The sequence below is a fragment of the Cutibacterium sp. KB22876 genome, assembly GCF_059728865.1.
This window is the reverse complement of the sequence record NZ_AP040858.1, coordinates 2,226,985-2,250,945: the sequence shown is the minus strand read 5'-3', so window position 1 is coordinate 2,250,945 and position 23,961 is coordinate 2,226,985. Positions and strand designations below refer to the sequence as shown.

The following is a 23,961-nucleotide window of genomic DNA, read 5'->3' as shown; positions in this document are numbered from 1 at the left end:
CGGGGATCCTTGGGCCATGGTCCAGGCCTCCGAGTGTCGAGCATGAGGTCGCAGTCGCACAGGTCAGCGGGCTAGAGCACCGGCGAGGGCCTCTCGGCCTGTGAGCGCATGGGTGGGATGAAAGACGAGCCTGGGTGCTCGTCCGGTCTGTATGGCTTCATCAACCCATCGGGCGAAGAGATCGCCCATGGGGAAAGACACCGACCGTCCCGCCCCGGTGGCCCAGTCCGCGCTGAATTCCAGCGGCTCATCGGCCTGTTCCTGGGGCTGAGCGTTATGCAAATCGGGCAGCACGTCCGAGATGGCCAGGGCTTCCGGCTTTGGCTTGCCGTCGTTGGTGAACAGGCCGAGCGAATACTCCAGCTTCGGGAAATCCAACAGCTGGTCTGACACGTCGTGGGAGCACCACCATGTCACCGCCTCCAGACTCGGGGTGGTGGCCACCGAGGCCAGGGACGACGTGACGAAGTCCGCTGCCCGGTCGTCGGGAACATGGCTGCGAGGCGCACCAATTTCCTGCAGCCAGAGTGGACGGTGGGGATCGGGACTCCAGGCCCGGGCCAGTTCGAGCAGATAGCGTGGGAACCACGTGAGGGCGGGATGTCCCTCCCCGAAGTGCGGTCCGACCTGCGCGAACACCCAGGAATGGATGGTCGTCGATGAGCCCAGGGTGACGGCGTGACGCGGGGTGAAGGGATGATCGTCAACGAACCAGAGGTCGTCGTCGAACCCGAACCAGAACCGTCCGTCCGGCCACTGGTCCCGCATGGTCCCGAGCATCGTCTCCAGCCACGTCTGGGCCTCATCGACGGTGCACCCGCTGCGCGTCGGATGATGGTGCCCCGGGGCCAGAGCAGCGTACTGCGGGAACTCGTTGCCCACCGTCATACCGGTGACGTTCGGCTCTTCCCGCAGGCGTGTTGCCAGTTGGCTGATGAGTTCGGTCTGGCCAGCCTTGACGAGCGGATCGGTGAAGAGATTTGACTCGTGCCATGTGACCACCCAGGAGGGCAGGAAGTCATAACTCGACAGATGGCCGTTGAGGGCGTCGACGGTGACCTCAAGGTCGAATTCGCCAGCTGCGCGCACGACGGAGACGACGTCATCGAGGGCGCGGGGACGCACCAGACCGCGATTGGGCTGCAACAACGGCCACAGTGGGAAGATTCGTACGTGATCGAGGCCCAGTCGTGCAATTGCTTCGAAATCGCGTCGTGCCGCATCGATATCGAGGTCAAGCCAGCTGTGGAACCATCCCTGTGACGGTGTGTGATTGACGCCAATCCTCATCGGTTGCGTCCCAACCTCAAGGTCGCAACCTGGAAGGGGCGCATGGACAGACCGATGGTGTCGTCAGCAAGGCCAGCGGTGATGACTGACGGACCGACCTGGGCGTGCGGGTTGTCCTCAAGGGGGTCCTCGAGCAGGTCGGACTCAACGGCGGACGTGGCATCAAAGCCCACCGTCATCGTGGTGTGAACATGACGCCCGTAGGGCTCGTATAGCCGGACGATGACGTCACCAGAGCCATCCTCAGCCAATTTGACGGCCTCTACCGCAATGCCTTCGACGCTGACCAGCGGATCGACCGGCGATCCCTGACGACGACGCACGCACAGGTTGGCGGCATACCCGTCACGCACGGCATCGGTGAGATCGGCTCCGACGTGCAAAGTGTGGAAGAAGTCATGCTCTCCCTCGTCGGCGCGCGGGTCGGGGTATCGGGCTCCCTTGAGAAGGGAGGCGCGGGCCACCGACCATGTGCCGCCGTTGTCCTTGGGATGGCGGGACACATTCCACCCATAGGTGCCGGAATTGGCGATGGCGACGCCGAATCCGGGCTCGGAGATGTACACCCAGCGATGGGCATGAACCTCGAAGCGGAAGGCATCCCACGAGGTGTTGGTGTGGGTGGGACGGGTGATGTGACCCATCTCGATCTCGTAGTCGGCGTGATCGGTGTGGACGTCCACCGGCCAGGACAGTTTGAGCAGACTGTCTCGTTCGTGCCAGTCGACATGGGTGCGCACCTTGACGCGCGGATCTCCCGGATTCACGGTCAGCGACTGGGTAGCGCGGGAATCCCCGAACGTCCTTGTGACGCTGATGGTCACGGAATCACCGTTGCGGGACATGGTGGCCCTGCCATCATCCAGGTCGGTGACGTTGTTGGCGTAGAAGGGATCGATGTCCCACGCGTCCCACATGTTCGGGAAGTCAGGGTGAATCTGAAGAAGATTGCCACGCTGACCAGCCGGGATGGCATCGCGACCGGAAGCAGGGTCGACGAGGTGGGTGATGAGGCCGTGCTCGTCAACGGTAAGACGCAGCAGGCCATTGTCGACGACGAATCCGTCAGCCGCATCCTCAGCCTGAACCCCGTGGGCAATTGTCGGAGCAACTCCGGCCCCCATGGCCACGGTGGAAGCCCACGGACGAGTCATCGGAGAAGAATCGAAGACGACCTGCTCGTCACCCTCTCCGGCTAGCAGCTCCTGGGCATGGTGAATGAGCTCGGTGAGTTCGTCAGAGATGCGCCGGTGATCGGCGACGACCTCGCGATACACCCACGCGATCGCCGATCCAGGCAGGATGTCGTGGAACTGGTAGAGACAGATGGTCCGCCAGATCTCGGCCAACCGCTCACCGGGGTAGTCCATCAGGCCGCGTACGGCTGCGGTGGCGCACCACAGCTCGGCGTCGCGCAGCAGGTGCTCATTGCGACGGTTGCCCTTCTTGACCTCGTACTGGCTGGTGAATGTGCCGCGGTGCAGCTCGAGATAGAGCTCCCCAACCCAGGCGCCCGGATCCTCGTGTTCGGCCTCGGCGCGGCTGAAGAACGTGGCCGGAGGCTCGATGGCCAGCTTGGGGGATCCGTCAAGATCGGCGACACGACGGGCCTGGGCGAGCATCTCGCGAGTGGGACCACCGCCGCCATCTCCATAGCCGAAGGGCACCAAGGAGGAATTGGCGCGGCCCTTGTCCTGGAAGTTGGACCGGGCGTGTTCGAGGTCACGAGCCGAGAGGTCAGAACCGTAGGTGTCAGCCGGCGGGAAATGGGTGAAGATGCGGGTGCCGTCGATTCCCTCCCACCAGAAGGAGTGGTGGGGAAACTTGTCGACCTGGTTCCACGAGATCTTCTGGGTCAGGAACCACTGGGCGCCAGCCAGTTTGGCCAGCTGCGGTAGGGCTCCCGAGTAACCGAAGGAATCAGGCAGCCACACCTCGGGGCAGTGGTGGCCGAACTTCTCCATGAAGTACCGCTGCCCGTACAGCAGCTGACGGCACATCGCCTCACCACCAGGCAGGTTGGCGTCAGACTCCACCCACATACCTCCAACCGGGATGATCCGGCCGTCGGCGACTGCCTTCTGCAGTCTGGCGAAGAGATCAGGATGGTCCTCCTCCAGCCAGGCCGAGTGTTGAGCAGCAGGGAAGGCGAAGAGATGGGTGGGGTCGTTCTCGATGAGATTGAGCTGGTTGGAGATGGTTCGAGCGACCTTGCGTCGGGTCTCGCGCAGCGGCCACAACCAGGCGGAGTCAATGTGGGCATGGCCGATGGCCGTCATCGTCTGGGCAGAGTCGTGGGCAGGACGAGCGAGGACTGGGGCCAACTCGGCGCGAGCAGCTGATGCTGTGGAGGCAACGTCGAAGAGATCGATTCTGTCCATGGAACGATCCAGAGCACGACGGATCTCCCACCGGCGCTCAGAATCCTCCGGTAGCTGGGCAGCCAAACCGGACAAGGTCATGATGTCAGCGATGAGTTCGCGGATCTCGTCGTGGACGACGACGAGATCAGCTTGCTTGAGGGTGTAGTAGGCGTCAGTCGAGGCAGTGAGTTTATCCCCATCCTCGGTTGGCTGGAAAGGAGGCTGGGCCAACAGGATCGGGTTGGAGGCAGCCTCGACGTAGATGTCGATGTGACCTTCCGTGTCGATCTCGACGGGAATCCACGTGTTTCGCGGATTGAGAGCCTTGATGACCGACCCGTCCGGACGCACCACGAGGCCCTCGGACTGGAACCCTGGGGAGTCCCAGACGCCCCCGAGGTCGACGATCATCTCGAGATGATCGTCGCGATGCTCCGGCGGAACGGTGGCCATGAGATGGAGCCAGGTCGTTCCCCATGGCGGGCCCCACTTGTCTCCCACCCGGAACGGCTCATAGCTCAGCGACAGCCCCTCGCTGATCGAGATGGGCTCTCCCTGGCCGCGGACTCCGGGGCGACTGTTCGGTCCCTCGGTGGTGTCAGTGACGGGAGCCCACTCGACGTCGAGTGGGCACACCGTGGTGGTCTCGGCGGGGCGAATCTTCTCAGCGAGATGACGGCGCACCCGACCGTCAAGAATGGGGGCGTGATCATGCATGGGGAGTCCCTGGCGGTTGCGACATTGACAACGGATAATTTCAGAATTGAAGTGTAGTTACTAATACGGTTTAGTCAACTCGCTCGGAAGGGAGTGCCCAGACGATCTCCAACAGGGCGTTGCGAAGAGGTTCGGACGCATCCTCGGCCAGCAGCATTGCGGTGAGCTCGAGGGGAGGACGGCCGCTTCGCAACAGGTCTGCCAAGCGAGTTTTTGTGGTGAATTCGATCTGAGCATCATCGATGAGCGTGATGGCTCTCGTCATGAGGTCATCGGCGCAGTCTGACGAGACCGAGATGGTGGTTTCGACGACCTCGTCCAGACGATGCTGCCCGAGATCAATCGTGACGGGACGCCCTCCTGCGTGGACGCTCACGCGCCATCGTCGCATCACAGCTGTGCGTGGACCTTCGCATGGACCGATTCGCAGCCGTCCATCGGAGTCGAGGTCGAGAGGAGTCGTCCGCAGGCTGTCGTCGTCCTCAAGCAAGTCAAAGTGGCCGGCAGCGCCCGGGACGACGACCAAGGTGAGATCGGTCGTCACATCTCCCCTGGCCAGCGGGTCGGTGGCAGTCGGAATGATGGTTCCAGGCTTGGCAAGGACAGGAACCTCGTCGATAGTGCGAGACATGGTGACGAAACGCTGTGGCGAGTAGGTGAGCCCAGTGAGGAGGTCGACCCACCGAAGACCATCACTGAGAGGGGGTAACCAAGTACGCGTGGTCGCGAGTCCCGTGACGGGGTCGCGTTTGCTGGTGACCGGCCGCACCAAGAGCTGGCTGCCGAACCAGTACTCATTGCGATCGACATAGGACTCCTCCCACTCCGGGTGAGTCCAGTAGGTAGGTCGGATGAGAGGGCACAGGTCGCGATGGCCCGACAAATTCTCGCTGTGCAGATACGGGATGAGACGGTGACGCATTCGTAGGCACTGCGTCATGACCATTTCGGTTTCTGCGCAGTAGTGCCACGGTTCCTTGGACCCGAACTCGTTCTTGGTCGAGTGCAGTCGATTGATGGGGGAGAGCACCCCGAATTGCGCCCATCGAGCCATGAGCTCGTCATCGCGGGCCCCGAAGATGTGCCCACCGATGTCATGGCTCCACCAGCCGTAACCGATATTGGAGGCGGTGGCCGTGAACTCGGGCTGGAAGTCCAGAGTCTCCCAGGAGATGACGGAATCGCCCGAGAAACCAATGGGGTAACGGTGAGACCCAGGTCCCGCGTAACGCGAGAAGGTCAGCGGGCTGCGACGGCCATCCGGGCGGGGGCGTCCCGAGTCGATGTGGTGAACGTGGTTGAGCATCCACAGTGGGTCCAGTCCGGGTACCGAGCAGGTCTGTCCTTGCTGCCAGTCCACCCACCACAGATCGACTCCCTCGTCCTCCATGGGATGAAGGACGTCATCGACGTACACCGTGGCAAAGTGTGGATCGGCAATGTCAAAGGGGACGGGATCGCCCGAGTCCGGATCGACTCCCATGTCAGTGGCGACCTGTCGGTAACACTCTTCATGGCGACGGATGCCATCGGCCGGGTGCAGATTGAGGCAGGTCCGTAATCCCCGCTGGTGAAGACCGGCAAGGAAGGCACGAGGGTCGGGGAAGAGTTCTCGATTCCATGTGTATCCAGTCCAGCCATGTCCCAGAACTGGGTCGATGTCGGTGAGGTGCCAGTCCATGTCAATGACGGCCACCGACAGCGGGATTCCGTCCGCCTCGAATCGATCCATGAGGGCCTCGTACTCGTCGGCGCTGTAGGCGTGGTAGCGAGACCACCAGTTGCCCAGGGCCCATCGCGGAATAACCGGTTGCGGTCCGGTGATGCGGTAGAAATCGGCGGCTGCAGCAGCGTAGTCATGGCCGTGGAGGAAGAGATAGACATCCTTGCCACCGGAATCAGCTGGGTTGTACCGACGTACCGGTTGAGGCCATCGGGTGGATCCATCATCTTCCAGTGCGAGTGAATGAGAATCATCGAGGACGGCCCATCCCTGCGCACTCGCCACACCTGCGCCCATGTCACAACGGCCGTCGATGCAGTCGAGAGTGCGAGCGGTCCCGCCCAAATTGGTGGGGATTCCGAATGGGGTTTGCGAGAGTGGGTCATCGCCCCAGTGCCACACGGCGTGGTAATTGCCGACGCTCGTTATCGAGGCGTGCAGCCCTTCCGGGGAAAACTCCATGCCGTCGTAGCGAAGCTCGTAATACCGGTTTCGAATGACGATATGGCCATTCTCCTCATCAATGGTGTTGGTGACCTCGTGGGGCGTGCGGTCCGCGACCACCTGTGTCGGTCGGTCCTCGAAGGGCTCCGTAGGGTCGTCGCGCCACTCACAGCGAATGAGTCGATCGGTGATGAGGGTTATGCGGTAGTGATCTGTGGCAAGACAGGTTGTCTGAGGCATGGCGTCTCCCAGCGTTGGGGACTCCCACCCTAATAGCTAATGAACCGCTCTGGAGGTCATCGTGAAGGTATCGCTGAAACGTTTTACCTATTCTCCGGTTTGGCCCTAGGATGATGCTGCGCGGGTGAAGGCCATGTGCTCCCGGGCGAGGATGCCTTGTGACCTGCGCCCATCAGGGCATTCATGCTTCCGGAAGGGACCGTGGCTTCATGGGCAGGACGACGATCAAGGACATCGCCAGAGTCGCCGGTGTGTCGCCGGGCGCGGTGTCCTTTGCCCTCAATGACAAGCCTGGAGTTTCTGAGGCCACCCGAGCTCGTATCAAGGCTGTGGCCAAGGACATGGGATGGCGTCCGAACGTCGCCGCGAAGGCGTTGTCGGTCAACCGAGCCGGTGCCGTCGGTCTCGTTATCGCCCGTGACGATCGCAGTTTCGCCGGGGAAAGGTTCTTCCTGCACCTCATCGCGGGGATAGAGGAGGTTCTCACTCCTGCTCGAACCGCCCTGGTGTTGCAGCTGGTGGGCTCTCCTGAGGAGGAGTGTGAGGTCCATCGACAGTGGTGGGCTCAGCATCGTGTCGACGGTGTCGTCCTGGTCGACCCGGCCCGCAATGACCCGCGGTGGTCCCTCATGTCGGAGATCAACATGCCGTGCACCGTCGTCGGAGCCACGGAGGACACCCCGTTGCCCGGCATCCATATCGATGACGCCACTGCTGCGCGGAGCATTGTCAACCATTTGGCCGACCAAGGGCATCGTCGCATTGCCTATATCGGCGGTGACCCGACCCTCGAGCACAGCATGGTCCGACGCCAGGTCTTCGCCCAGGAGGCGGAGAGTCGCGGAGTGGTCGTCATCGAGGCAGCGGCCAGCGACTACTCCGAGCAGTCCGGAATTCAGGAGACCAGCGCTCTTCTTTCCAGGCCTGACCGTCCCACCGCCATCGTCTATGACAATGAAGTACTGACTCTGGGAGGCATCACCTCCCTGACGCAGCACCGGTTACGGATCTCTGCGGACGTCTCCGTCGTGTCCTTCGAGGATTCCCCGACATGTCGAGTGATACCGCCCGGAATCACCGCTCTGCGTCGTGATCCGTCAATTCTGGGTAGGGACGCCGTCGCGATGTTGATGAGCATCATTGATGGCCAGGACGTGGAGGACATCACCGAGCAGCCGCCTGAACTTGTCGTCCGGGGTTCCACAGGGCAGCTCTGAACGTCTGGCTGCCCCGGGAGATTGGAATGGGCCAACGACAAGACGGTCGGAACCCTTCTGGTCCTGACCGTCTCCTGAATTGGGTGTAGGTCGCTCAGCCTTTCACGCCACCGCTCTCCACGCCACGGAAGAAGACCTTCTGCATCGAGGCGAAGACGACGATGATCGGTATGAGGGCGATGATCGTTCCGGCTGCGACCTCACGCGGGTCGGTCGACATCGTTGAACTGAGGTACTGCATGCCGACGGTCAGGGTGTACTTGTCAGGATCGTTGAGGACGACCAATGGCCACAGGAAGTCGTCCCAGGCCCCGATGAAGGAGAACACCGCAACCACCGAGGCCATCCCCTTGATGTTGGGCCAGACCACGTGCCGGATCTTGTCCCATGTGTTGGCTCCGTCAACGGTCGCCGCATCGAGGACCGACGGAGGGACTGCCCGACAGGCGGTGGCCATGAGGAGAACGTTGATGGCACCGACGATACCGGGGATGGCGACGCCGGCCAGGGTGTTCGCCAGGCCCATGCCCTTGATGACGAGGTACTGGCTGGTCAGCGTGACCTCACCGGGAAGTAGGAGGACCGACAGCAGGATGCCCATGACGACCTTCTTGCCGCGGAATTTCATGCAGGTCAGTGCATAACCGGCCAGGGAGGCCAGCACGACGTTGCCGATGACGCAGACAGCGGCGACGATGACCGAATGCCAGGCGTAACTGAAGATCGGGACGACATGGGCAACGCGACGGTAGGCGTCGACGCTGAAGTCTTGGGGGATGAGATGGGGCGGGAAGGAGTAGACGTCCTCGCTGACGCCTTTGAGGGAGGTGGACAGCTGCCACAGGAAGGGGCCGACCGAGATGATGACGACGAAGATCAGCAGGATGTACCGCCCGATGAGTCCGGCAAGGGTAGGGCGGGTCGGGTCGAATGCCCGCCGGCTACGCCACGGCTTCTGCTTGGCAGGACGAGTTGCGCTGGAGGTGCTCATGCCATCGTCTCCTTCGTGGCGGCCTGGACGGCTGCTGCCCGGCGGGCACGGCGGCCAGCCTGCTTGGGCTTGTGGCCAGACCGCAGGTCCTTGTTGTTCGCCCAACCGATGGTTGCTAGCGGAATGAGGGTGAGGAAGAACAGCACGACTGACAGGGCCGACGCATAGCCGAGCTGTCCGGACAGACCGGTACCGACCTGTTTGATGATCATGACGAGACTGGAGTCCTCACCGCCTGGGCCACCAGTTCCATTCGTGAGGACGTAGAGCTCGGAGAAGATCCTCATCCCGGACACCGCAATGAGAGCGGTGATGAGAACCATGGCCGGCCTGATCCCGGGGATGGTGACGTTGCGGAACCGCTGGAAGCTGCTTGCGCCATCGAGGGCGGCGGCTTCATGGAGGTCATGGTCGACGTTTCCGAGGGCCGCGAGGTAGACGATCATGTAGTACCCGAGGCCCTTCCACACCGTCAGCAGGATCGCGCAGCCCAACAGCTTCCACCGATCGACAAGGAAGGGGATGGAGCTGTTCGCGACACCCATCCACTGCAGGGACTGGTTGATGAGACCACGGGAGTCGAACATCCAGCTCCAGATGAGGGCCACGACAACGACCGAGGCAATCACCGGGAAGTACGCCACAGTACGGAAGAACGAGATCCCGGGGATCTTCTTCTCGACGAGCAAGGCCAACAGCAACGGCAGGATCGTCAACAGTGGGATGCACACGATGACGTAGATGAAGGTTGTCGCCATGGCATTCCAGAACATGTCGTCGTGCCACAGCTCGACGTAGTTGTCGAAGCCGATGAACTCCCCGCCGACGAGGGGCCGGGTGTTCGTGAAGGACAGAATGATCGTGTTGATGAAGGGGTAGAGGGCGAACACGACGGTCCACACGACTGCCGGAGCCACCAACAACCACGGGGTGTACCAGCGGTGGGAGTTCATGGGCGCAGATCCTTGGCGGAGTAGGGGCGTTGTCAGCGGGGAGGTGAGCCGGCCCCGCATGGGGAGCGGGGCCGGCTGAGGATCACTTCGCGATGTGGTCGTTGCAGTACTTGACGGCGTTGTCGAGGGCGTCCTTGGCCTTGATGTCACCACGCATGGCCGAGGAAATCTGCTGGCCGACGTAGGTCTTCATGGCGTCGGTGTAAGCCATCGGCTCGCCGATCTGCGCATCCTTCATTTCCTCCGCGAGGGCCTCGGCAGCCTTCTTCATCTGTGGATCATCGATGACCGAGGTGAAGGACTCCGGGTTCTCGTTGGCCTCCTTGGTGCCGGGCAGGAAGCCCTGGGCCAGCTTGACGAACTCGACCTGGTTCGCGTTGTTGGTGACGTACTTGGCGAAAGCCAGCGCCAAGTTCGGGTTCTTGGAATCGTTCGAGATGCAAATGCCCTGGACGAAAAGAGGTGGAACGCCGATGCGCTTCGTCATCGCGACGTGAGGAGCGAGCTTCGGGGCGTCCTTCTTGAGGTCGATCGGGAAGGAGGCCGAGCCGGTGGTCCAGGCAACCTTGCCCTGGATGAAGAGCTTTGAGTTGCCCAGGTAGTTGTTCTGCAACACCTCCGGCGGCATGGCCTTCTTGGCATAGAGCTCGACGTACTTCTCGATGATCTTGACAGCCTTGTCGGTGTTGAAGGTGAACTTGCCGTCCTTGAAGACCTCGACGTCCTGGGCTGCGAGATCGCCGAGGGTTGGAGCGGTGGAGATGAGGGGCATCTTGCCGCCGGACTTCTCGGCCATGGTGATGGCTTGCTCGTAGAGCTCGTCAAGGGTGGTCGGCAGCTTCTTGGGATCGAGACCGTACTTCTCGAAGGCCTGGGTGTTCCACCAGTTGAGGTCGGTGCCGAGGTACCACGGGTAGCCGTAGACCCCGTCGTGACCATCGAAGGTGTAAGCATCGATGCCGCCCTTGGTGTATGTGTCGATGGTCTTGGTATCGGCCTTCTTGAGGTCCATGACCTTGTTGGCCTTGAGGAGCTGCCATGCGAAGTTCGGGGGCATGTTGACGACGTCGGGCAGTTGACCGGCGGTGGCCTGCTGCTGGACCTTCTCCTCGTAGCCCTCACCCGGCTGGTCAATCCACTTGATGGTCGTGCCGGGATGCTCCTTCTCGAAGGATTTGACGAGCTTCTCGAAGTACGGGGTGAATTTCTCGTTCTTGAGCGACCAGGTCTGGAACTGGATGCTGCCCTCGAGCTTGGCGGAAAAGTCGATGGATGTCTGGCTCGACGGCTTATCTCCCGATCCGTTCATGCCGCATGCGCTGGCAGCTAGGACAGTTGCCAGTGCGGCCGTACCACCGAGAAGTTGACGTCGGCCGATGGTGAGGTTTGCCATGCTCTCTACTTCTTCCTTGAAGGGGGTCCAGCGGGATCCGATTCCAGCGTCGGTGTCGAACCCCAGCGAACTAATACGCTTTAGTTCAGAGTGCCTGAAACGGCGTGCACAGTCAAGCTGACACACAGTTTTGGTCTGGCGTCGATCTCCGTTGTACAGTGGCAAGTCGGTCATGACCTCGTCGTGTTCCACCGGTCGAAGGGATCTTTGCGATGAATACCACCCATCGCCACCCCGACGCACACTCGGATCTCGTCATCGAGACCCATTCGCTGCGTCGGCAGGTGGGTCAGATGACCCGGATTCAACGGACGGTGCCCGCTCCGGCGGATCTCGGTGTCGACATGATCGGCGTTCCCGAGAACTCCCCTCTCGATCTCGACCTTCGGTTGGAATCGGTGGGTGAAGGAGTTCTCGTCACCGGGGCCGTCGAAGCCACCCTGAAGGGGGAGTGCTCTCGCTGTCTGGATCCCATCGAGGAGGATCTCGTCCTTGACATCCAGGAGCTGTACTTCCACCCGGACAAGGAGGCTGAGGAGGACGCCAGTCGGGTCAGTGCCGAGGAAACGATCGACCTTGACCCTGTCGTCCGTGCTGCGGTGGTGCTGAACCTGGCGTTCAGCCCGCTGTGCCGCGACGACTGTGAGGGACTTTGTCCAGACTGCGGCGCCAACCTCAACGATGACCCGGACCATGACCATCCGGATCGGATCGATCCACGCTGGGCGGCTCTGCAAGGGCTTGTCAGCGAGGATGATTCGGATAAGTCCTGAACGTTCCCCAACGGCGTCCGTGTCATACGGATGCCACATCTGAAGCACACCAAGGAGAAGATCGTGGCCGTCCCGAAGCGGAAGATGTCCCGCAGCAACACCCGGCACCGTCGTTCGCAATGGAAGACGGTTGCTACCAATCTCGTCACCTGCGCCAACCCGGCATGCGGTGAGAAGCACCTGCCCCACACCGCATGTCCCGCGTGCGGCGAGTACGGCCCGCGTGGTGATCGCCGCCAGGTTGCCGAGGTCTGAGATCAGCACCGTGAGCGCACGAAAGGACCAGAACGTCAGTTCACCCGAGTACGGGGAGTGGCCTTTCCTGGGTCTTCTCAAGGAGTTGGGGATCAGATGTGACCCCCAACTCCTTGATCTCGCGCTCACGCATCGCTCCTATGCCTTTGAGAACGGTGGGATTCCCACCAACGAGAGGCTGGAGTTCCTCGGTGACGCCGTCCTCGAGGTCGGCGTTACCGATTACCTCTACCGCGCCTTCCCGGACAAACCGGAAGGTCAGCTCGCCAAACTGAGGTCAGCCGTCGTGAGCACGGTGTCCTTGGGACGGTTGGCCCGTCGCCTCGGCATCGGGCCGCGTATCAAGCTGGGCAAGGGCGAGGAACGTACCGGCGGCCACGACAAGACGTCGATCCTGGCCGACACCACCGAGGCCCTGTTGGGTGCCGTCGAGCTGTCCTCGGGGTTGCCGGACGCCCTGCGCCTCGTCCATCATCTCTTCGATCCCCTCGTTGACGAGGCGGATCGATCCGGAGCCGGCACCGACTGGAAGACAGTTCTCCAGGAGTACTGCTCTGAGCAAGGGCTTGAGGCTCCGCGATACGACATCGTCGGATCTGGCCCGGACCACAATCGCCGCTACCGTGCCAGGGCAGAAGTGGGTGGAAAGCTGCACGCTGCCTACACCGGCCACAACAAGAAGGAGGCCGAGCAGGGAGCGGCCCAGCTTGCGGTTGCCGCACTGATCCCTCCCCGCACCGGTGCCTGAGCTTCCTGAGGTCGAGACAGTACGAGCCGGACTCGAGAGTCTCGTCATCCCCTCGGCCGTCGAGCGGGTCGACGTCGTCGATGTCCGCGGGTTGCGCCCAACCGGTGGTTCGGAAGAAGCCAGAGTCTTCGAGGCGACTCTGACTGGTCGCCAGTTCACCGCCATCAATCGCCGGGGCAAGTACCTGTGGTTCGTCCTCGACGACGGCACGGCGATGCTGGCCCACCTGGGGATGAGCGGACAGTTCCGTGTCGTCGACAGGGAAGCCCCACGGCATCGCCATACCCGTGTTGTCATTGGCCTTGGTGACGACCGTGACCTACGTTTTCTGGATCAGCGCACCTTTGGCGGACTTTCTCTCGCCCCGCTGATTGACGGTGTGCCCGGGCCGGTCGCCCACATTGCCCCTGATCCCTTCGAGGATTCCTTTGACGTCGATGAGGTTGCGCGACGACTGCGCGCACGCAGGTCGACCGTCAAGCGCAGCCTGCTCGACCAGACACTGGTATCCGGTGTCGGCAACATTTATGTCGACGAAACCCTGTGGCGGGCTCGTCGTCACCCGGAGACCCCGTGCTCGCGCCTCAGCCAGCGCAAGGCTGTGGAGTTGTTGGAGACAGCGCGCGAGGTGATGTCCGAGGCGATTACCCAGGGTGGGACATCCTTTGATGCCCTGTACGTCGATGTCAATGGTGAGTCGGGGTACTTCGACCGCTCGCTGGATGCTTACGGACGGGAGGGGCTCCCGTGCAAGCGTTGCGGGACGCCGATGGTGCGGGAGCACTTCATGAACCGGAGCTCGTTCCGGTGTCCGAGATGCCAGCAGTTGCGTTGACCTCGGTGAGCGCGAGGCGACCGTGTTCTACCCGAGGGTGTGGGCAAGTTGCAGGACGCGTTCAAACTCTGGCTGCGAGGCAACATCAGCGAGTTTCGTCGTTCGCCGGATGTGTGTAGCGAGGACGAGGGACAACTCGGCGATTTCGCCGAGCGCAATGTCTCGGTCGAAGCGCGCTCGGTCGAGAGTTGTTCCCGGCATAGAGCGGATGATCTCGAAGTATTGGGTGAGAAACTTTTCGCGAGCGTCTGTCGGATGAACGTAGTAGCCACCTTCGGGCTTTTGCCAAAAGCAACGAATCGTGCGGGATCGCCGAAGTACGGGCTGATGTCAGCATGACCGAAATCGATGATTGTGGCGTCATGCCCATCCCAGAGCACATTCATCGGAAGCAGAGCGTCCTCGCACAACGTCGATGGTGCGCTCGCCGCGCGATCAGCCAGTTCGGTGAGGGCTAAGGACAGCGAGGGGAGATGTTTTGCGACCAGAGCGAATTTCTCGGCTCTGGTTCCGTTGACGTTCGTGGCGGGGGACTCTGACCAAAACCGTGCATGGAGGCGTGCCAAACTCTTCCCTGCGGCGGTTGTAGCTTCCCTGCGCAGACACTGGAGATCCTCGCCGCCTCGCTCCTCGAACGCATGTCACGTGTGGCCGTCTACAACTGCGGTTCCGAGCAACTGAGGCACAGGCAGATCGGGCTGCCCGTCAAGCCATCGCTCGTAGACGACGCCTTGGCCATCGTCGAGTTTGACCACTAGCCGCGGGTTTCCTGCGGCGAGGTAGACGTTGTACTCTTTCTCAAAGCCCAGATCGATGTACTTTCCCAGCAATTGTCGGTCGCTCAGTTCGAGGGCATTCAGTACTGGCTCCAACTCGCTTCGATCGCAGGATCGTATCGACATCCCTCTTGTCGTCACGATTCAGAGGCTACTGACTTCTGAATCGTGACAACGCTGGATTCCGATGATGTCCGGCACAGATCAGTATGCGTCGACGACCTCAGCGTCACAAAGTCGTGAAGTCGGGTTACTTCGATCGGACCCTTGACGTGTACGGAAGCCAGGGCAAGGAGTGTCGATGTTGCGGCACCGTCATCGTTCGGGAGTCCTTCGCGAACAGGTCGTCGCACCGGTGCTCCCGGTGTCAGCGCTCGCGTCGGTGACCCGGTCATGTCCGTTCCCAGACCTCGACAGGTCTTGGTACGACGGCGAACAGTGGGCGAGGTCGCGCCGCGTCGAGGTGGGGAGGCCACGCCGGTGATCTGGCGGTGACCTTGGCACGAAGGTGCTCCATCTCGTAATCGAGCTGTTCAGAGGTTACGGTGAGTGACCTTCATGGCGCTGGATCGGATGTGATCCTCGTACGGCCAAAGCAGTAGCCGCGCTCAGTGACTTCGTCGGTCAGGCCTGTCAGGATCAAGCCTCCACAATCGCACGTGTTGTCTTCGCTTTCGGGTGTTGCTGATGGGCACACCCATTTCTTGGCCCCTCCTTGTCGGGCATATCATGTCGCGGGTGATCATTGACCCATCTGTACCTGCGAGACGACGCATCAAGAAGCGTCACTTCATCGAGTTCTTGAAATTCGGAATCGTGGGTGGCTCCGGATTCGTGGTCAATATCGTCGTTGCCATCATCATGAACAAGTTGAATGGTGGCACCGAGCATGCCCAGGACATCCTGTTTAACTTGGCGGGTACACGATGGAACTTCCGTTTCACCAGCCTCGTCTGGTTGGTGGGTTTTGTGGTCGCAAACGTCACGAACTTCCAGCTCAACCGATCCTGGACCTTCAAGCGGGAGCGCCGCCGCGGCTGGTGGCGCGAGTTCTGGCCCTTCTTCGCCGTGGGGTCCGTGGCAGCAATCATCGGCATGTTCATCAAGATTCTGTTCACCAATCCAACCTCCCCGATCTACCTCCCCGAGCCGTGGTTCCACGAGAGCAAGGGATTCCACTCTCGTGAGTACTGGTCGCAGATCTTCGCCATCAGCGTGACCATGCCCATCAATTTCGTCGTCAACAAGTTGTGGACGTTCCGCGCAGTCAAGCACTCTGGTGAGGTTCCCATGGTGGGTCCCGCTGTTTCTCCGGAGAATCTTGACGCGGACGACTCGTCCGAGGCGCGTCAGCACGTCTGAGAGACGCCTCGCATCAGGTACCCTGAATTTTCGGTACCCCGTTGACGGAAAGGTCGTGCCCGGATGGTCGTTTTCATCATCGCGATGATTCTTATCCTGGCGGTCGCGCTGGGCGTCTGTGCCGTGGTGATGCTTGGGTTGCGCCATCCTGGTGACGATCCCGATGCGAGTTTCTGGCGTCATACTGCCACCCGGGTCGGGGAGGATCTCAGTGGTGTCCGACGCCGTTGAGGCGTTGCGAATCCTTGGTGCCGTGATGTGAGCGGCTAGTATCGGCGGACGTGGACCTGACTTACCTGATTTGGATCATTCTCGGCATCCTCGTCCTCGTGACGGTGGTTGCCGCCGTCACCGCTGGGATCTCACGACGTAAGGCGCTTCGCGAGGGTTCCAAGCCTGCGGAGGTTGAGCCGACCCCGACCAAGGAACCCGAGGCCACTGGTGAGGAGAAGCCTGAGGCTGGTGCGACCGCGGCCCCTGCTCCTGCGACCCAGCCTGAGGCGCCGTCCGAACCCAGGGTTGAGACTCCGGAGGCTGCGGGCTCGCGGATGGCACGACTCCGTCGCCGTCTGGCCAACAGCAACAACGCCTTGGCCCGTGGTCTGGCAGAGCTCCTGAGCGCCGACAAGCTCGACGACGACACCTGGGATGACTTCGAAACCACCCTCATCACCTCTGATCTTGGCGTGGGCCCGACCACGGAACTGGTCGAGAAGCTGCGCTCGGAACTGGCGATTGACGGCGTTTCCGACCCGGCCCGGGCCCGCGGGATCTTGCACCACGAGCTGGTCGAACTTGTCGGACGAGACATGGATCGGTCCATCAACCTCGATCATGCGGAGGGTAAGCCGGCAGTCGTCCTCATGGTGGGAGTCAATGGCACGGGCAAGACGACGACCTGCGGCAAGTTGGCCCGCGTCCTGGTCGCAGAGGGCAAGACGGTCCTCCTCGGTGCCGCAGACACCTTCCGCGCCGCAGCTGGGGAGCAACTGGAAACCTGGGGGGAGCGCGTCGGCGTGCGCACCGTCCGCAAGGACGAAGGGGCTGATCCCGCCTCGGTCGCCTACGAAGCTGTTCAGGCCGGTATCGACGAAGACGTTGACGTCGTGCTCGTCGACACTGCTGGCCGTCTTCACACCAAGGCCGGTCTCATGGACGAGCTGGGCAAGGTCAAGCGCGTCATCGAGAAGCTCGCCCCCGTCAGCGAGGTCCTACTCGTTCTCGATGCGACCACCGGCCAGAACGGTCTCACCCAGGCTCGTATCTTCTCCGAGGTCGTCGACGTCTCCGGCATCGTGCTGTCCAAGCTCGATGGCTCTGCTAAGGGCGGCATCGTCGTACAGGTGCAGCGCGAGCTGGGCGTTCCGGTCAAGCTCATCGGACTAGGCGAGGGCCCTGACGACCTGGCCCCCTTTGATGCCGAGGACTTCGTCACCGGTCTCATGGGCGATGAGCCTGCTGGCCATTGACGAGAAATCCTCTGGTGACCGGTGCGTTGTTGTCGTCTGTTGCCGCATGATGGTCAGTATTCTCAGCCCTGAGCTGTGCGCTGTTGTCCTCATCGCGGCCTTCGCGCTACCGCTGGCCTTCGCCACATGGCATGCTGTGCGGGGCACGGGCAGTTGGTGGCGCAAAGCCTTGCGTGGGCTGGGTCATTTCGTGGTGATCCTGGTGGCCCAGGCGCTGTTGATCGTGGGGTCTTTCCTCCACATCAATCGTGAATACGGGTTCTTCACCAGTTGGTCAGACCTGCTCGGCGAGGCCGAGCCGGCAGGTCCGGTCCACGATCTTGTCCCGATCCGCCGTACCAAGGTCAAGGACATCCCTGTCAGCAAGGACAATCCGCATCCCAACGGGCAGCTGGTGGGGTTGACGATGCCTGGCACGGACCCTCAGTACTCTCACGTCCCGGTGTGGTTGCCACCGCAGTACTTCGAGAAGTCGGAGCAGGGCACCCGTTTTCCGGTGCTGTATTACAACGGGGGAGTCAACGACACTGGTGACCATGGCAATGTCTCCATGGACCTCATCACACCCGCTCGGGAATTGGTCAAGAGACAGAAAATCAATCCGTTCGTCATCGTCTTCCTGCCCGGTCGAATTCGTAATGGCATTGACAGCGAGTGCGTTGACGTCGGCCCGGTCTACCACGAGTCGTGGATCATGAAGACCGTCATGCCCCAAATCGAGTCGCATTACCGTGTGGGTCACGAGCGGGGATCCCGTTTCATCAGTGGGTGGAGCTCCGGCGGATACTGCTCGGCTAACCTCACCACTAAGTACCCGAAGACTTTCAATGCTGGATTCGGAATCGGCGGGTACTATCACCCCACTTTCGAAGGGGCGATTCTCAACAGCGTCACTCAGCCGCTAATTGACGATAACTCAGTGGTGCGTAGGGTGAAGGAGAAGAAGGTCGACCGCAGCGTGCGATTCCTGTCTGTTCTCAATCGCAGCGACGTGCAGAGTTGGGGTCCGGGGCGAGAACCCGCGATCATTGACGGCCAGGTTGGACCTGACGGTGGACAGTTCCATCGACTCGCCAAGGGTCACCAGCAGTTCACCTTCATCGTGCTGCACGGAGGAGGGCACCGCAACATCGTGTACATGCCCTACGTCCAGCAGTGTCTGGAATGGCTGGGCCAGTTTGGTCTGTGACCTCGCTCTGAATCATCATGTCAGACCGGGACGGTAAACTGTCCCGGTAAGGAACTAGCGCGCTGAAGGACAACCGTGTTCGACACTCTCCAGGACCGCCTCGCATCCACCTTCAAAGGACTGCGTGGCAAGGGGCGTCTCACCGATGCCGACATCGACGCCACGACTCGCCAGATCCGCATCGCCCTCCTCGAGGCCGACGTCAACCTGACGGTCGTCAAGGAATTCGTTGCGGCGGTCAAGGAACGCTGTCACGATGAGGAATTGTCGAAGGCGCTCAACCCTACTCAGCAGATCGTCAAGATCGTCAATGAGGAGCTCGTCGAGATCCTTGGCGGTCAGACCCGCACCGTCCGGTTCGCGAAGACCCCGCCCACCGTCGTCATGCTTGCTGGACTTCAGGGTGCCGGTAAGACGACCCTGGCGGGCAAGCTTGCTCGGTGGTTCAAGGAAGAGGGGCACTCGCCGCTGCTGGCCGCCTGTGACCTGCAGCGTCCCAACGCGGTCACCCAGTTGCAGGTCGTCGGTGAGCGGGCTGGTGTGCATGTCTTCGCTCCTGAGCCCGGCAACGGTGTCGGCGATCCCATCCAGGTGGCCCGTGACGCCGTCGTCGAGGCCCAACGCAAGCTCTATGACGTCGTCATCATCGACACCGCCGGACGTCTGGGCGTCGATGCCGAGATGATGGCCCAGGCTGCCGACATCAAGGCGGCCACCAATCCTGACGAGACGCTGTTCGTCGTCGACGCCATGATCGGTCAGGACGCGGTCAACACCGCGGTGGCCTTCCAGGAAGGGGTCGGCTTCGACGGGGTCGTCCTCACCAAGCTCGACGGCGACGCCCGTGGCGGTGCCGCCCTGTCCATCGCCCGGGTCGTCGGCAAGCCGATCATGTTCGCCTCCTCCGGTGAGGGGCTCAAGGACTTCGACGTCTTCCATCCCGACCGGATGGCCTCACGCATCCTCGACATGGGAGACATGCTCACCCTCATCGAGCAGGCTGAGAAGGCCTTCGACCAGGAACAGTCTCAAGCCGCTGCGGCCAAACTCATGGCCGGCAAGGGGGAATTCGGCCTCGACGACTTCCTCGGGCTCATGCGCCAGATGCGCCGCATGGGTCCGATGTCCAAGATCATGGGCATGTTGCCTGGCGTCGGTCAGATGAAGGATCAGATCGAGAACATTGACGAGCGGGAGATCGACCGTATCGAGGCCATCATTTGTGCCATGACCCCGGCAGAGCGTGCCGACGTCTCGATCCTCAACGGTTCGCGTCGCGCCCGTATCGCGAAGGGCTCCGGCGTCGAGGTCCGCGACGTCAACAACCTCGTCAACCGCTTCGTCGATGCCCGCAAGATGATGAGCCAGATGGGCCAGATGATGGGTCCGGGCGCTGGCCGCATGATGGGGTCGATGGCCAAACGCGGCTCCAAGCAGTCCAAGAAGAAGCAGAAGAACCGCAAGGGTTCTGGTAACCCAGCGAAGCGCGCGGCCCAGGCCCGTCAGGCAGCCGAGAAGCCGCATCACAACAGCGGCGAGGCATTCGGTGTTCCCGGTCAGCAGCAGCCGAGCCAGGAAGATCTGCAGAAGGCGATGAGCGAGTTCAAGATGCCGCCGTCGATGCAGCAGATGTTCAACCAGACCAATAAGGGTCCGCGCTGATCTGACGTTGGCAATGCCTCACGAGGTCGCGGGTTTGACGTTTCGTCTTCTGCGGCCTCGTGCCACGATGAGGGCATGGATGAAGACACCCAGCCGCTGTTCCACACTCATACCCATGACGGGTGGACGCACACTCACGTAGCTCCTGAGGCCCAGACTGCTCCTGCCGAGGATCTGCGGATCCGGGGAGTTGTCCTGCCCGACGTGGAGGAGCGTGAGCTATGGGTTCACGACGGCGTTCTTGTCGAGGGTCCACTGCCAGGTGCTCGCACCCTCGCCGACGGTTGTTGGATCATCCCGGGCTTGGTTGACGCTCACAACCACATCGGGCTGGACGGCCATGGTGCCGTCGACAAGGAGACTGCTGAGGAACAGGCTCGCACCGAGACGAGGACCGGCACCCTCCTCATTCGCGACGCTGGGTCCCCGAGTGACACCCATTGGATTGATGATCGCGACGACCTGCCTCGAGTCATCCGCGCCGGACGTCACATCGCTCGTCCCAAGCGCTACATCCGCAACTACGCAGCCGAGGTCGACCCGGAAGACCTCGTCGCCGAGGTAGATCGTCAGGCTCGCACAGGTGACGGCTGGGTCAAGCTCGTCGGTGACTGGATCGACCGTGCTGAGGGGGACCTGGCGCCGCTGTGGCCGGCTGACATCGCGAAGGAAGCAATCGATCGTGCTCATGAACTCGGTGCCCGTGTCACGGCCCACTGCTTCTCCGAGGAGGCTCCGGCCCAGCTCGTCGACGCAGGCATCGACTGCATCGAGCACGGCACCGGCCTGACTGACGAGACCATCGCCACCATGGCCGAGCGCGGGGTCGGACTCGTCCCGACCCTGGTCAACATCGAGACCTTCCCGTCCATCGCAGCCCAGGCCGACGCCAAGTTCCCTACCTACGCAGCCCACATGCGTCATCTGCATGCTCACCGGATGGAAACCATCGGCAAGGCCGTCGATGCCGGGGTTCCGATCTACGCAGGTACTGACGCCGGCGGCACCATCGAACACGGTCTGATCGCCTCGGAGGTGCGGTTGTTGGCCGCAGTTGGAGGAGCGGAGATGGCATTGGGGGCAGCATCCTGGCGAGCTCGGGCCTGGTTGGGCGGCGAGCAACTGGGGATTGGGGACTCCGCCGACCTTCTCGTCCTCGATCGCGACCCGAGGGTGGACGTCAGAGTCCTGGAGTCTCCCATGCACATCCTGCTGAGGGGGCGAGTCGTCATTCGGTGACGGGTAGCCGGAGGAGGGGCTCGGACTCGCGTCGACGCTCTGGATGTGGCACAATACCGAGAGCTTCTGTCCGTTCGGTGCCCTCTCTAGCCGGCGGACGGTTCCATCCGAGTTCGGTTACGGTGTCCCCACATCGCAATCCGCGCTCACCCGTAACTTCCCGGGTTTCATCCCGGGCGTCTCACTACAGGAGATACCACACACGTGGCTACCAAGATTCGTCTGAAGCGTCTCGGCAAGATCCGCACCCCGCACTACCGTGTCGTCGTCATGGACTCGCGCACCAAGCGCGACGGTCGTGCCATCGAGGAGATCGGCCAGTACCACCCGAAGAACGACCCCTCGGTCATCGAGATCGACTCCGAGCGCGTCCAGTACTGGCTCGGCGTCGGCGCCCAGCCGACCGAGGCCGTCGTCGCCCTGCTCAAGCGCACCGGTGACTGGCAGAAGTTCACTGGTGACACCTCGGCCTCTGGTGTGACCCCGCAGGCTGAGCGTTCCAACAAGGATGACCTGTTCAACGCCGCTCTGGCCGAGGCTGATGAGGCCCCGCGCGAGGCCATCACTAAGAAGGCTGAGGAGCCCGCTGCCGAGGATGCTGCTGAGTCGGCCGCCGAGGAGAAGTCCGACGAGAAGGCTGAGGCCTGATCGTGCTCGCCGACGCCCTGGAACACCTCGTTTCCGGCATCGTCGCCAATCCCGACGATGTCCGGGTTCGGGAGAAGGACCTGCGACGCGGCCGGATGCTCGAGGTGCGTGTCAACCCCTCCGACATCGGCAAGGTCATCGGTCGTCAGGGCCGTACGGCCTCCTCGCTGCGCACGGTCATCGATGCCCTGGCCGGTGATGAGCAGATCAGGATCGACTTCGTCGACGTCGATCGCCGTGGTTCGGGACGCCGTTCCGAGCACCGTGGCCGTCGTCACTGAGCCGCCAATTCTCTGATACGCCAATCAATTGGCAATATGGGCCGTGGTCCCGCTTAGGTGGGGCTGCGGCCCATTTGTCGTGTTCGACACTTTTGTCCAGCCGCAGACGCGGCAGCACCCATGAGCTTCAGGAGTCACAGTGGAACAGCAGGCAACAGTGGAGGTTGTCGTCGGTCGGGTGGGACGTGCCCATGGTCTGCGGGGAGACGTCGTCATCGAGGTTCGTACCGACGAGCCCGACGAGAGGTTCGACGTTGGTGCGACAGTTTGCATCGAAGGCACGCGGCGGGAGTTGACAGTTGCCAGATCACGATGGGCCAAGGGCAGCCTGATCGCCGCCTTCAAGGAGGTCGCCGATCGGAATGGCGCCGAGGAGCTGCGAGGTTCGGTGTTGGTGGCTGACGTCGAGGCCGATGAGAAGCCAGCTGATCCAGAAGAGTTCTGGGACCGTCAGTTGCGGGGACTAGCAGTGGTTGACGAGTCGGGTCAGGCACGGGGAACCGTCAAGGACATTCTCCACCTGCCGGCCCAGGATGTGCTCGCCATCGATGTCGACGGCGACGAACATCTGGTGCCGTTCGTTCGCCAGCTCGTTCCCACCGTTGACGTCGCTGCCGGTCAGATCGTTGTCGCCAGTATCCCTGGACTTCTTGACGACGATGCCGAGGAGGCGAGGTAACGATGAGGCTGGACTATCTGTCGATCTTCCCCGGATACTTCGACGTTCTCGACATCTCCCTGTTAGGAAAGGCTGTCGACAATGGTTTGGTCGAGGTCCACGCCCATGACCTGCGCGACTGGACCCACGATCGTCATCGCACTGTCGATGACACCCCGTGCGGCGGTGGCGCCGGCATGGTCATGAAGCCTGATCCCTGGGGCGAGGCCTTCGACGGGATCATTGGTATTGAACCCGATCCGTCGGTCCACGTGATCTTCCCGACTCCCTCCGGAATTCCGTTCACACAGTCCGCTGCCCAGGAGCTGTCGACGGTTGAGCGGGTCGTCTTCTGTTGCGGACGCTACGAGGGCATCGATCACCGGGTCATCGACTACGCGCGAACCATGTGGACCGTCCATGAACTGAGTCTGGGCGACTACGTCCTCAACGGGGGAGAGGTCGCTGCCCTGGCCATCACCGAAGCTGTCGTCCGTCTGATCCCCGGATTCATGGGTAACCCGGAGTCCCTCGCGGAGGAGTCGTTCTCGCCGGGACAGGAACGACTGTTGGAGTACCCGCTGTTCACTCGACCAGTGTCATGGCGAGGGATGGATGTCCCTGAGGTCCTCATGAGTGGGCACCACGGCCGTATCGCCGAATGGAGACGAGAGGAGTCGTTGTTGCTCACTCGTGATCGTCGTCCGGACTTGACTGATTAAGACTCAGGGAGAC

General features: G+C 61.9%; 24 protein-coding genes. 17 read left to right on the top strand and 7 right to left on the bottom strand.

Annotated elements, in window-relative coordinates:
- Nucleotides 1-63 precede the first annotated feature (63 nt).
- From AC6I1W_RS10285 to AC6I1W_RS10275, 3 genes are all read right to left on the bottom strand, one after another.
- A complete protein-coding gene (locus AC6I1W_RS10285) occupies nucleotides 64-1,290 on the bottom strand; it encodes a glycoside hydrolase 5 family protein (protein ID WP_117188518.1) in 1,227 nt (408 codons plus the stop codon).
- On the bottom strand, nucleotides 1,287-4,370 hold the full coding sequence (locus tag AC6I1W_RS10280) for an alpha-mannosidase (protein WP_117188516.1): 3,084 nt from the start codon (nucleotides 4,368-4,370) through the stop codon (nucleotides 1,287-1,289). Before AC6I1W_RS10280 ends, AC6I1W_RS10285 begins: the two co-directional genes overlap by 4 nt.
- Nucleotides 4,371-4,440: 70 nt before the next feature.
- Nucleotides 4,441-6,777: a TIM-barrel domain-containing protein gene (locus AC6I1W_RS10275; protein ID WP_117188514.1), complete on the bottom strand. Its 2,337-nt coding sequence runs from the start codon at nucleotides 6,775-6,777 to the stop codon at nucleotides 4,441-4,443.
- Nucleotides 6,778-6,986: 209 nt separating this feature from the next.
- Here AC6I1W_RS10275 and AC6I1W_RS10270 point away from each other — a divergent pair, with 209 nt between their 5' ends.
- Entirely contained in the window at nucleotides 6,987-7,994 is a 1,008-nt protein-coding gene (locus AC6I1W_RS10270; RefSeq protein ID WP_065674229.1) for a LacI family DNA-binding transcriptional regulator, read from the top strand.
- A 94-nt stretch (nucleotides 7,995-8,088) separates the two neighbouring features.
- Here AC6I1W_RS10270 and AC6I1W_RS10265 read toward each other — a convergent pair whose 3' ends face one another.
- The 3 genes from AC6I1W_RS10265 to AC6I1W_RS10255 form a co-directional block, all read right to left on the bottom strand.
- Nucleotides 8,089-8,985, bottom strand: a complete 897-nt coding sequence (locus AC6I1W_RS10265) for a carbohydrate ABC transporter permease (RefSeq protein WP_065674202.1) — start codon at nucleotides 8,983-8,985, stop codon at nucleotides 8,089-8,091.
- Complete coding sequence (locus AC6I1W_RS10260) at nucleotides 8,982-9,938, bottom strand: carbohydrate ABC transporter permease (RefSeq protein WP_117188512.1); 957 nt, start codon at nucleotides 9,936-9,938, stop codon at nucleotides 8,982-8,984. Before AC6I1W_RS10260 ends, AC6I1W_RS10265 begins: the two co-directional genes overlap by 4 nt.
- Before the next feature lie 82 nt (nucleotides 9,939-10,020).
- Entirely contained in the window at nucleotides 10,021-11,331 is a 1,311-nt protein-coding gene (locus AC6I1W_RS10255; protein ID WP_117188699.1) for an ABC transporter substrate-binding protein, read from the bottom strand.
- Nucleotides 11,332-11,543: 212 nt separating this feature from the next.
- Here AC6I1W_RS10255 and AC6I1W_RS10250 point away from each other — a divergent pair, with 212 nt between their 5' ends.
- The 5 genes from AC6I1W_RS10250 to AC6I1W_RS10230 all read left to right on the top strand — a co-directional run bounded on the left by AC6I1W_RS10250 (nucleotide 11,544) and on the right by AC6I1W_RS10230 (nucleotide 14,281).
- Entirely contained in the window at nucleotides 11,544-12,104 is a 561-nt protein-coding gene (locus tag AC6I1W_RS10250) for a YceD family protein (RefSeq protein ID WP_117188509.1), read from the top strand.
- A 63-nt stretch (nucleotides 12,105-12,167) separates the two neighbouring features.
- Complete coding sequence (rpmF, locus tag AC6I1W_RS10245; RefSeq protein WP_015582493.1) at nucleotides 12,168-12,359, top strand: 50S ribosomal protein L32; 192 nt, start codon at nucleotides 12,168-12,170, stop codon at nucleotides 12,357-12,359.
- 10 nt (nucleotides 12,360-12,369) lie between these two features.
- Nucleotides 12,370-13,107, top strand: coding sequence for a ribonuclease III (gene rnc, locus AC6I1W_RS10240; protein WP_171048532.1), 738 nt, complete (start codon nucleotides 12,370-12,372; stop codon nucleotides 13,105-13,107).
- Nucleotides 13,100-13,942: a bifunctional DNA-formamidopyrimidine glycosylase/DNA-(apurinic or apyrimidinic site) lyase gene (mutM, locus tag AC6I1W_RS10235; RefSeq protein WP_270236645.1), complete on the top strand. Its 843-nt coding sequence runs from the start codon at nucleotides 13,100-13,102 to the stop codon at nucleotides 13,940-13,942. The genes rnc and mutM overlap by 8 nt, the downstream gene beginning before the upstream one ends.
- Nucleotides 13,943-13,981: 39 nt before the next feature.
- Entirely contained in the window at nucleotides 13,982-14,281 is a 300-nt protein-coding gene (locus tag AC6I1W_RS10230; RefSeq protein WP_270236643.1) for a hypothetical protein, read from the top strand.
- A 302-nt stretch (nucleotides 14,282-14,583) separates the two neighbouring features.
- Here the strand turns inward: AC6I1W_RS10230 and AC6I1W_RS10225 are convergent, their stop codons facing one another.
- Nucleotides 14,584-14,859: a hypothetical protein gene (locus tag AC6I1W_RS10225; protein ID WP_143483483.1), complete on the bottom strand. Its 276-nt coding sequence runs from the start codon at nucleotides 14,857-14,859 to the stop codon at nucleotides 14,584-14,586.
- Nucleotides 14,860-14,927: 68 nt separating this feature from the next.
- Here AC6I1W_RS10225 and AC6I1W_RS10220 point away from each other — a divergent pair, with 68 nt between their 5' ends.
- The 11 genes from AC6I1W_RS10220 (at nucleotide 14,928) to trmD (ending at nucleotide 23,948) form a co-directional block, all read left to right on the top strand.
- On the top strand, nucleotides 14,928-15,104 hold the full coding sequence (locus AC6I1W_RS10220; RefSeq protein ID WP_171048531.1) for a zinc finger domain-containing protein: 177 nt from the start codon (nucleotides 14,928-14,930) through the stop codon (nucleotides 15,102-15,104).
- Between the two features lie 343 nt (nucleotides 15,105-15,447).
- Nucleotides 15,448-16,080 (top strand): GtrA family protein, encoded by a 633-nt coding sequence (locus AC6I1W_RS10215; protein ID WP_429830879.1) that lies wholly within the window; start codon nucleotides 15,448-15,450, stop codon nucleotides 16,078-16,080.
- Nucleotides 16,081-16,143: 63 nt separating this feature from the next.
- The gene (locus tag AC6I1W_RS10210; RefSeq protein WP_270236640.1) at nucleotides 16,144-16,311 is read left to right on the top strand and encodes a hypothetical protein; all 168 of its coding nucleotides are present in this window, start codon (nucleotides 16,144-16,146) and stop codon (nucleotides 16,309-16,311) included.
- Nucleotides 16,312-16,361: 50 nt separating this feature from the next.
- Nucleotides 16,362-17,549 carry a signal recognition particle-docking protein FtsY gene (gene ftsY, locus AC6I1W_RS10205; RefSeq protein ID WP_270236639.1) on the top strand — a complete coding sequence of 396 codons (1,188 nt, stop codon included), beginning with the start codon at nucleotides 16,362-16,364 and terminating at the stop codon, nucleotides 17,547-17,549.
- A 46-nt stretch (nucleotides 17,550-17,595) separates the two neighbouring features.
- Nucleotides 17,596-18,738 (top strand): alpha/beta hydrolase, encoded by a 1,143-nt coding sequence (locus AC6I1W_RS10200; protein ID WP_065674227.1) that lies wholly within the window; start codon nucleotides 17,596-17,598, stop codon nucleotides 18,736-18,738.
- Between the two features lie 75 nt (nucleotides 18,739-18,813).
- Complete coding sequence (gene ffh, locus AC6I1W_RS10195) at nucleotides 18,814-20,400, top strand: signal recognition particle protein (RefSeq protein ID WP_270236636.1); 1,587 nt, start codon at nucleotides 18,814-18,816, stop codon at nucleotides 20,398-20,400.
- A gap of 75 nt (nucleotides 20,401-20,475) precedes the next feature.
- The gene (locus AC6I1W_RS10190) at nucleotides 20,476-21,639 is read left to right on the top strand and encodes an amidohydrolase family protein (protein ID WP_016665669.1); all 1,164 of its coding nucleotides are present in this window, start codon (nucleotides 20,476-20,478) and stop codon (nucleotides 21,637-21,639) included.
- Between the two features lie 204 nt (nucleotides 21,640-21,843).
- The gene (gene rpsP, locus AC6I1W_RS10185) at nucleotides 21,844-22,287 is read left to right on the top strand and encodes a 30S ribosomal protein S16 (RefSeq protein WP_016665668.1); all 444 of its coding nucleotides are present in this window, start codon (nucleotides 21,844-21,846) and stop codon (nucleotides 22,285-22,287) included.
- A gap of 2 nt (nucleotides 22,288-22,289) precedes the next feature.
- Nucleotides 22,290-22,568 (top strand): RNA-binding protein, encoded by a 279-nt coding sequence (locus AC6I1W_RS10180; RefSeq protein ID WP_004808588.1) that lies wholly within the window; start codon nucleotides 22,290-22,292, stop codon nucleotides 22,566-22,568.
- Nucleotides 22,569-22,707: 139 nt separating this feature from the next.
- On the top strand, nucleotides 22,708-23,247 hold the full coding sequence (gene rimM / locus AC6I1W_RS10175) for a ribosome maturation factor RimM (RefSeq protein ID WP_117188494.1): 540 nt from the start codon (nucleotides 22,708-22,710) through the stop codon (nucleotides 23,245-23,247).
- A gap of 2 nt (nucleotides 23,248-23,249) precedes the next feature.
- Nucleotides 23,250-23,948, top strand: a complete 699-nt coding sequence (gene trmD, locus AC6I1W_RS10170; protein WP_016665666.1) for a tRNA (guanosine(37)-N1)-methyltransferase TrmD — start codon at nucleotides 23,250-23,252, stop codon at nucleotides 23,946-23,948.
- Nucleotides 23,949-23,961 lie beyond the last annotated feature (13 nt).

What these genes read in the sequence shown, in the direction of transcription:
- AC6I1W_RS10285 (WP_117188518.1), bottom strand. Translation starts at nt 1,290, where the DNA reads ATGAGGATTGGCGTCAATCACACACCGTCACAGGGATGGTTCCACAGC.
- AC6I1W_RS10250 (WP_117188509.1), top strand. Translation starts at nt 11,544, where the DNA reads ATGAATACCACCCATCGCCACCCCGACGCACACTCGGATCTCGTCATC.
- AC6I1W_RS10210 (WP_270236640.1), top strand. Translation starts at nt 16,144, where the DNA reads ATGGTCGTTTTCATCATCGCGATGATTCTTATCCTGGCGGTCGCGCTG.
- AC6I1W_RS10220 (WP_171048531.1), top strand. Translation starts at nt 14,928, where the DNA reads ATGCGTCGACGACCTCAGCGTCACAAAGTCGTGAAGTCGGGTTACTTC.
- AC6I1W_RS10260 (WP_117188512.1), bottom strand. Translation starts at nt 9,938, where the DNA reads ATGAACTCCCACCGCTGGTACACCCCGTGGTTGTTGGTGGCTCCGGCA.
- AC6I1W_RS10280 (WP_117188516.1), bottom strand. Translation starts at nt 4,370, where the DNA reads ATGCATGATCACGCCCCCATTCTTGACGGTCGGGTGCGCCGTCATCTC.
- AC6I1W_RS10265 (WP_065674202.1), bottom strand. Translation starts at nt 8,985, where the DNA reads ATGAGCACCTCCAGCGCAACTCGTCCTGCCAAGCAGAAGCCGTGGCGT.
- AC6I1W_RS10270 (WP_065674229.1), top strand. Translation starts at nt 6,987, where the DNA reads ATGGGCAGGACGACGATCAAGGACATCGCCAGAGTCGCCGGTGTGTCG.
- AC6I1W_RS10275 (WP_117188514.1), bottom strand. Translation starts at nt 6,777, where the DNA reads ATGCCTCAGACAACCTGTCTTGCCACAGATCACTACCGCATAACCCTC.
- trmD (WP_016665666.1), top strand. Translation starts at nt 23,250, where the DNA reads ATGAGGCTGGACTATCTGTCGATCTTCCCCGGATACTTCGACGTTCTC.
- AC6I1W_RS10215 (WP_429830879.1), top strand. Translation starts at nt 15,448, where the DNA reads ATGTCGCGGGTGATCATTGACCCATCTGTACCTGCGAGACGACGCATC.
- AC6I1W_RS10200 (WP_065674227.1), top strand. Translation starts at nt 17,596, where the DNA reads ATGATGGTCAGTATTCTCAGCCCTGAGCTGTGCGCTGTTGTCCTCATC.
- AC6I1W_RS10255 (WP_117188699.1), bottom strand. Translation starts at nt 11,331, where the DNA reads ATGGCAAACCTCACCATCGGCCGACGTCAACTTCTCGGTGGTACGGCC.
- AC6I1W_RS10190 (WP_016665669.1), top strand. Translation starts at nt 20,476, where the DNA reads ATGGATGAAGACACCCAGCCGCTGTTCCACACTCATACCCATGACGGG.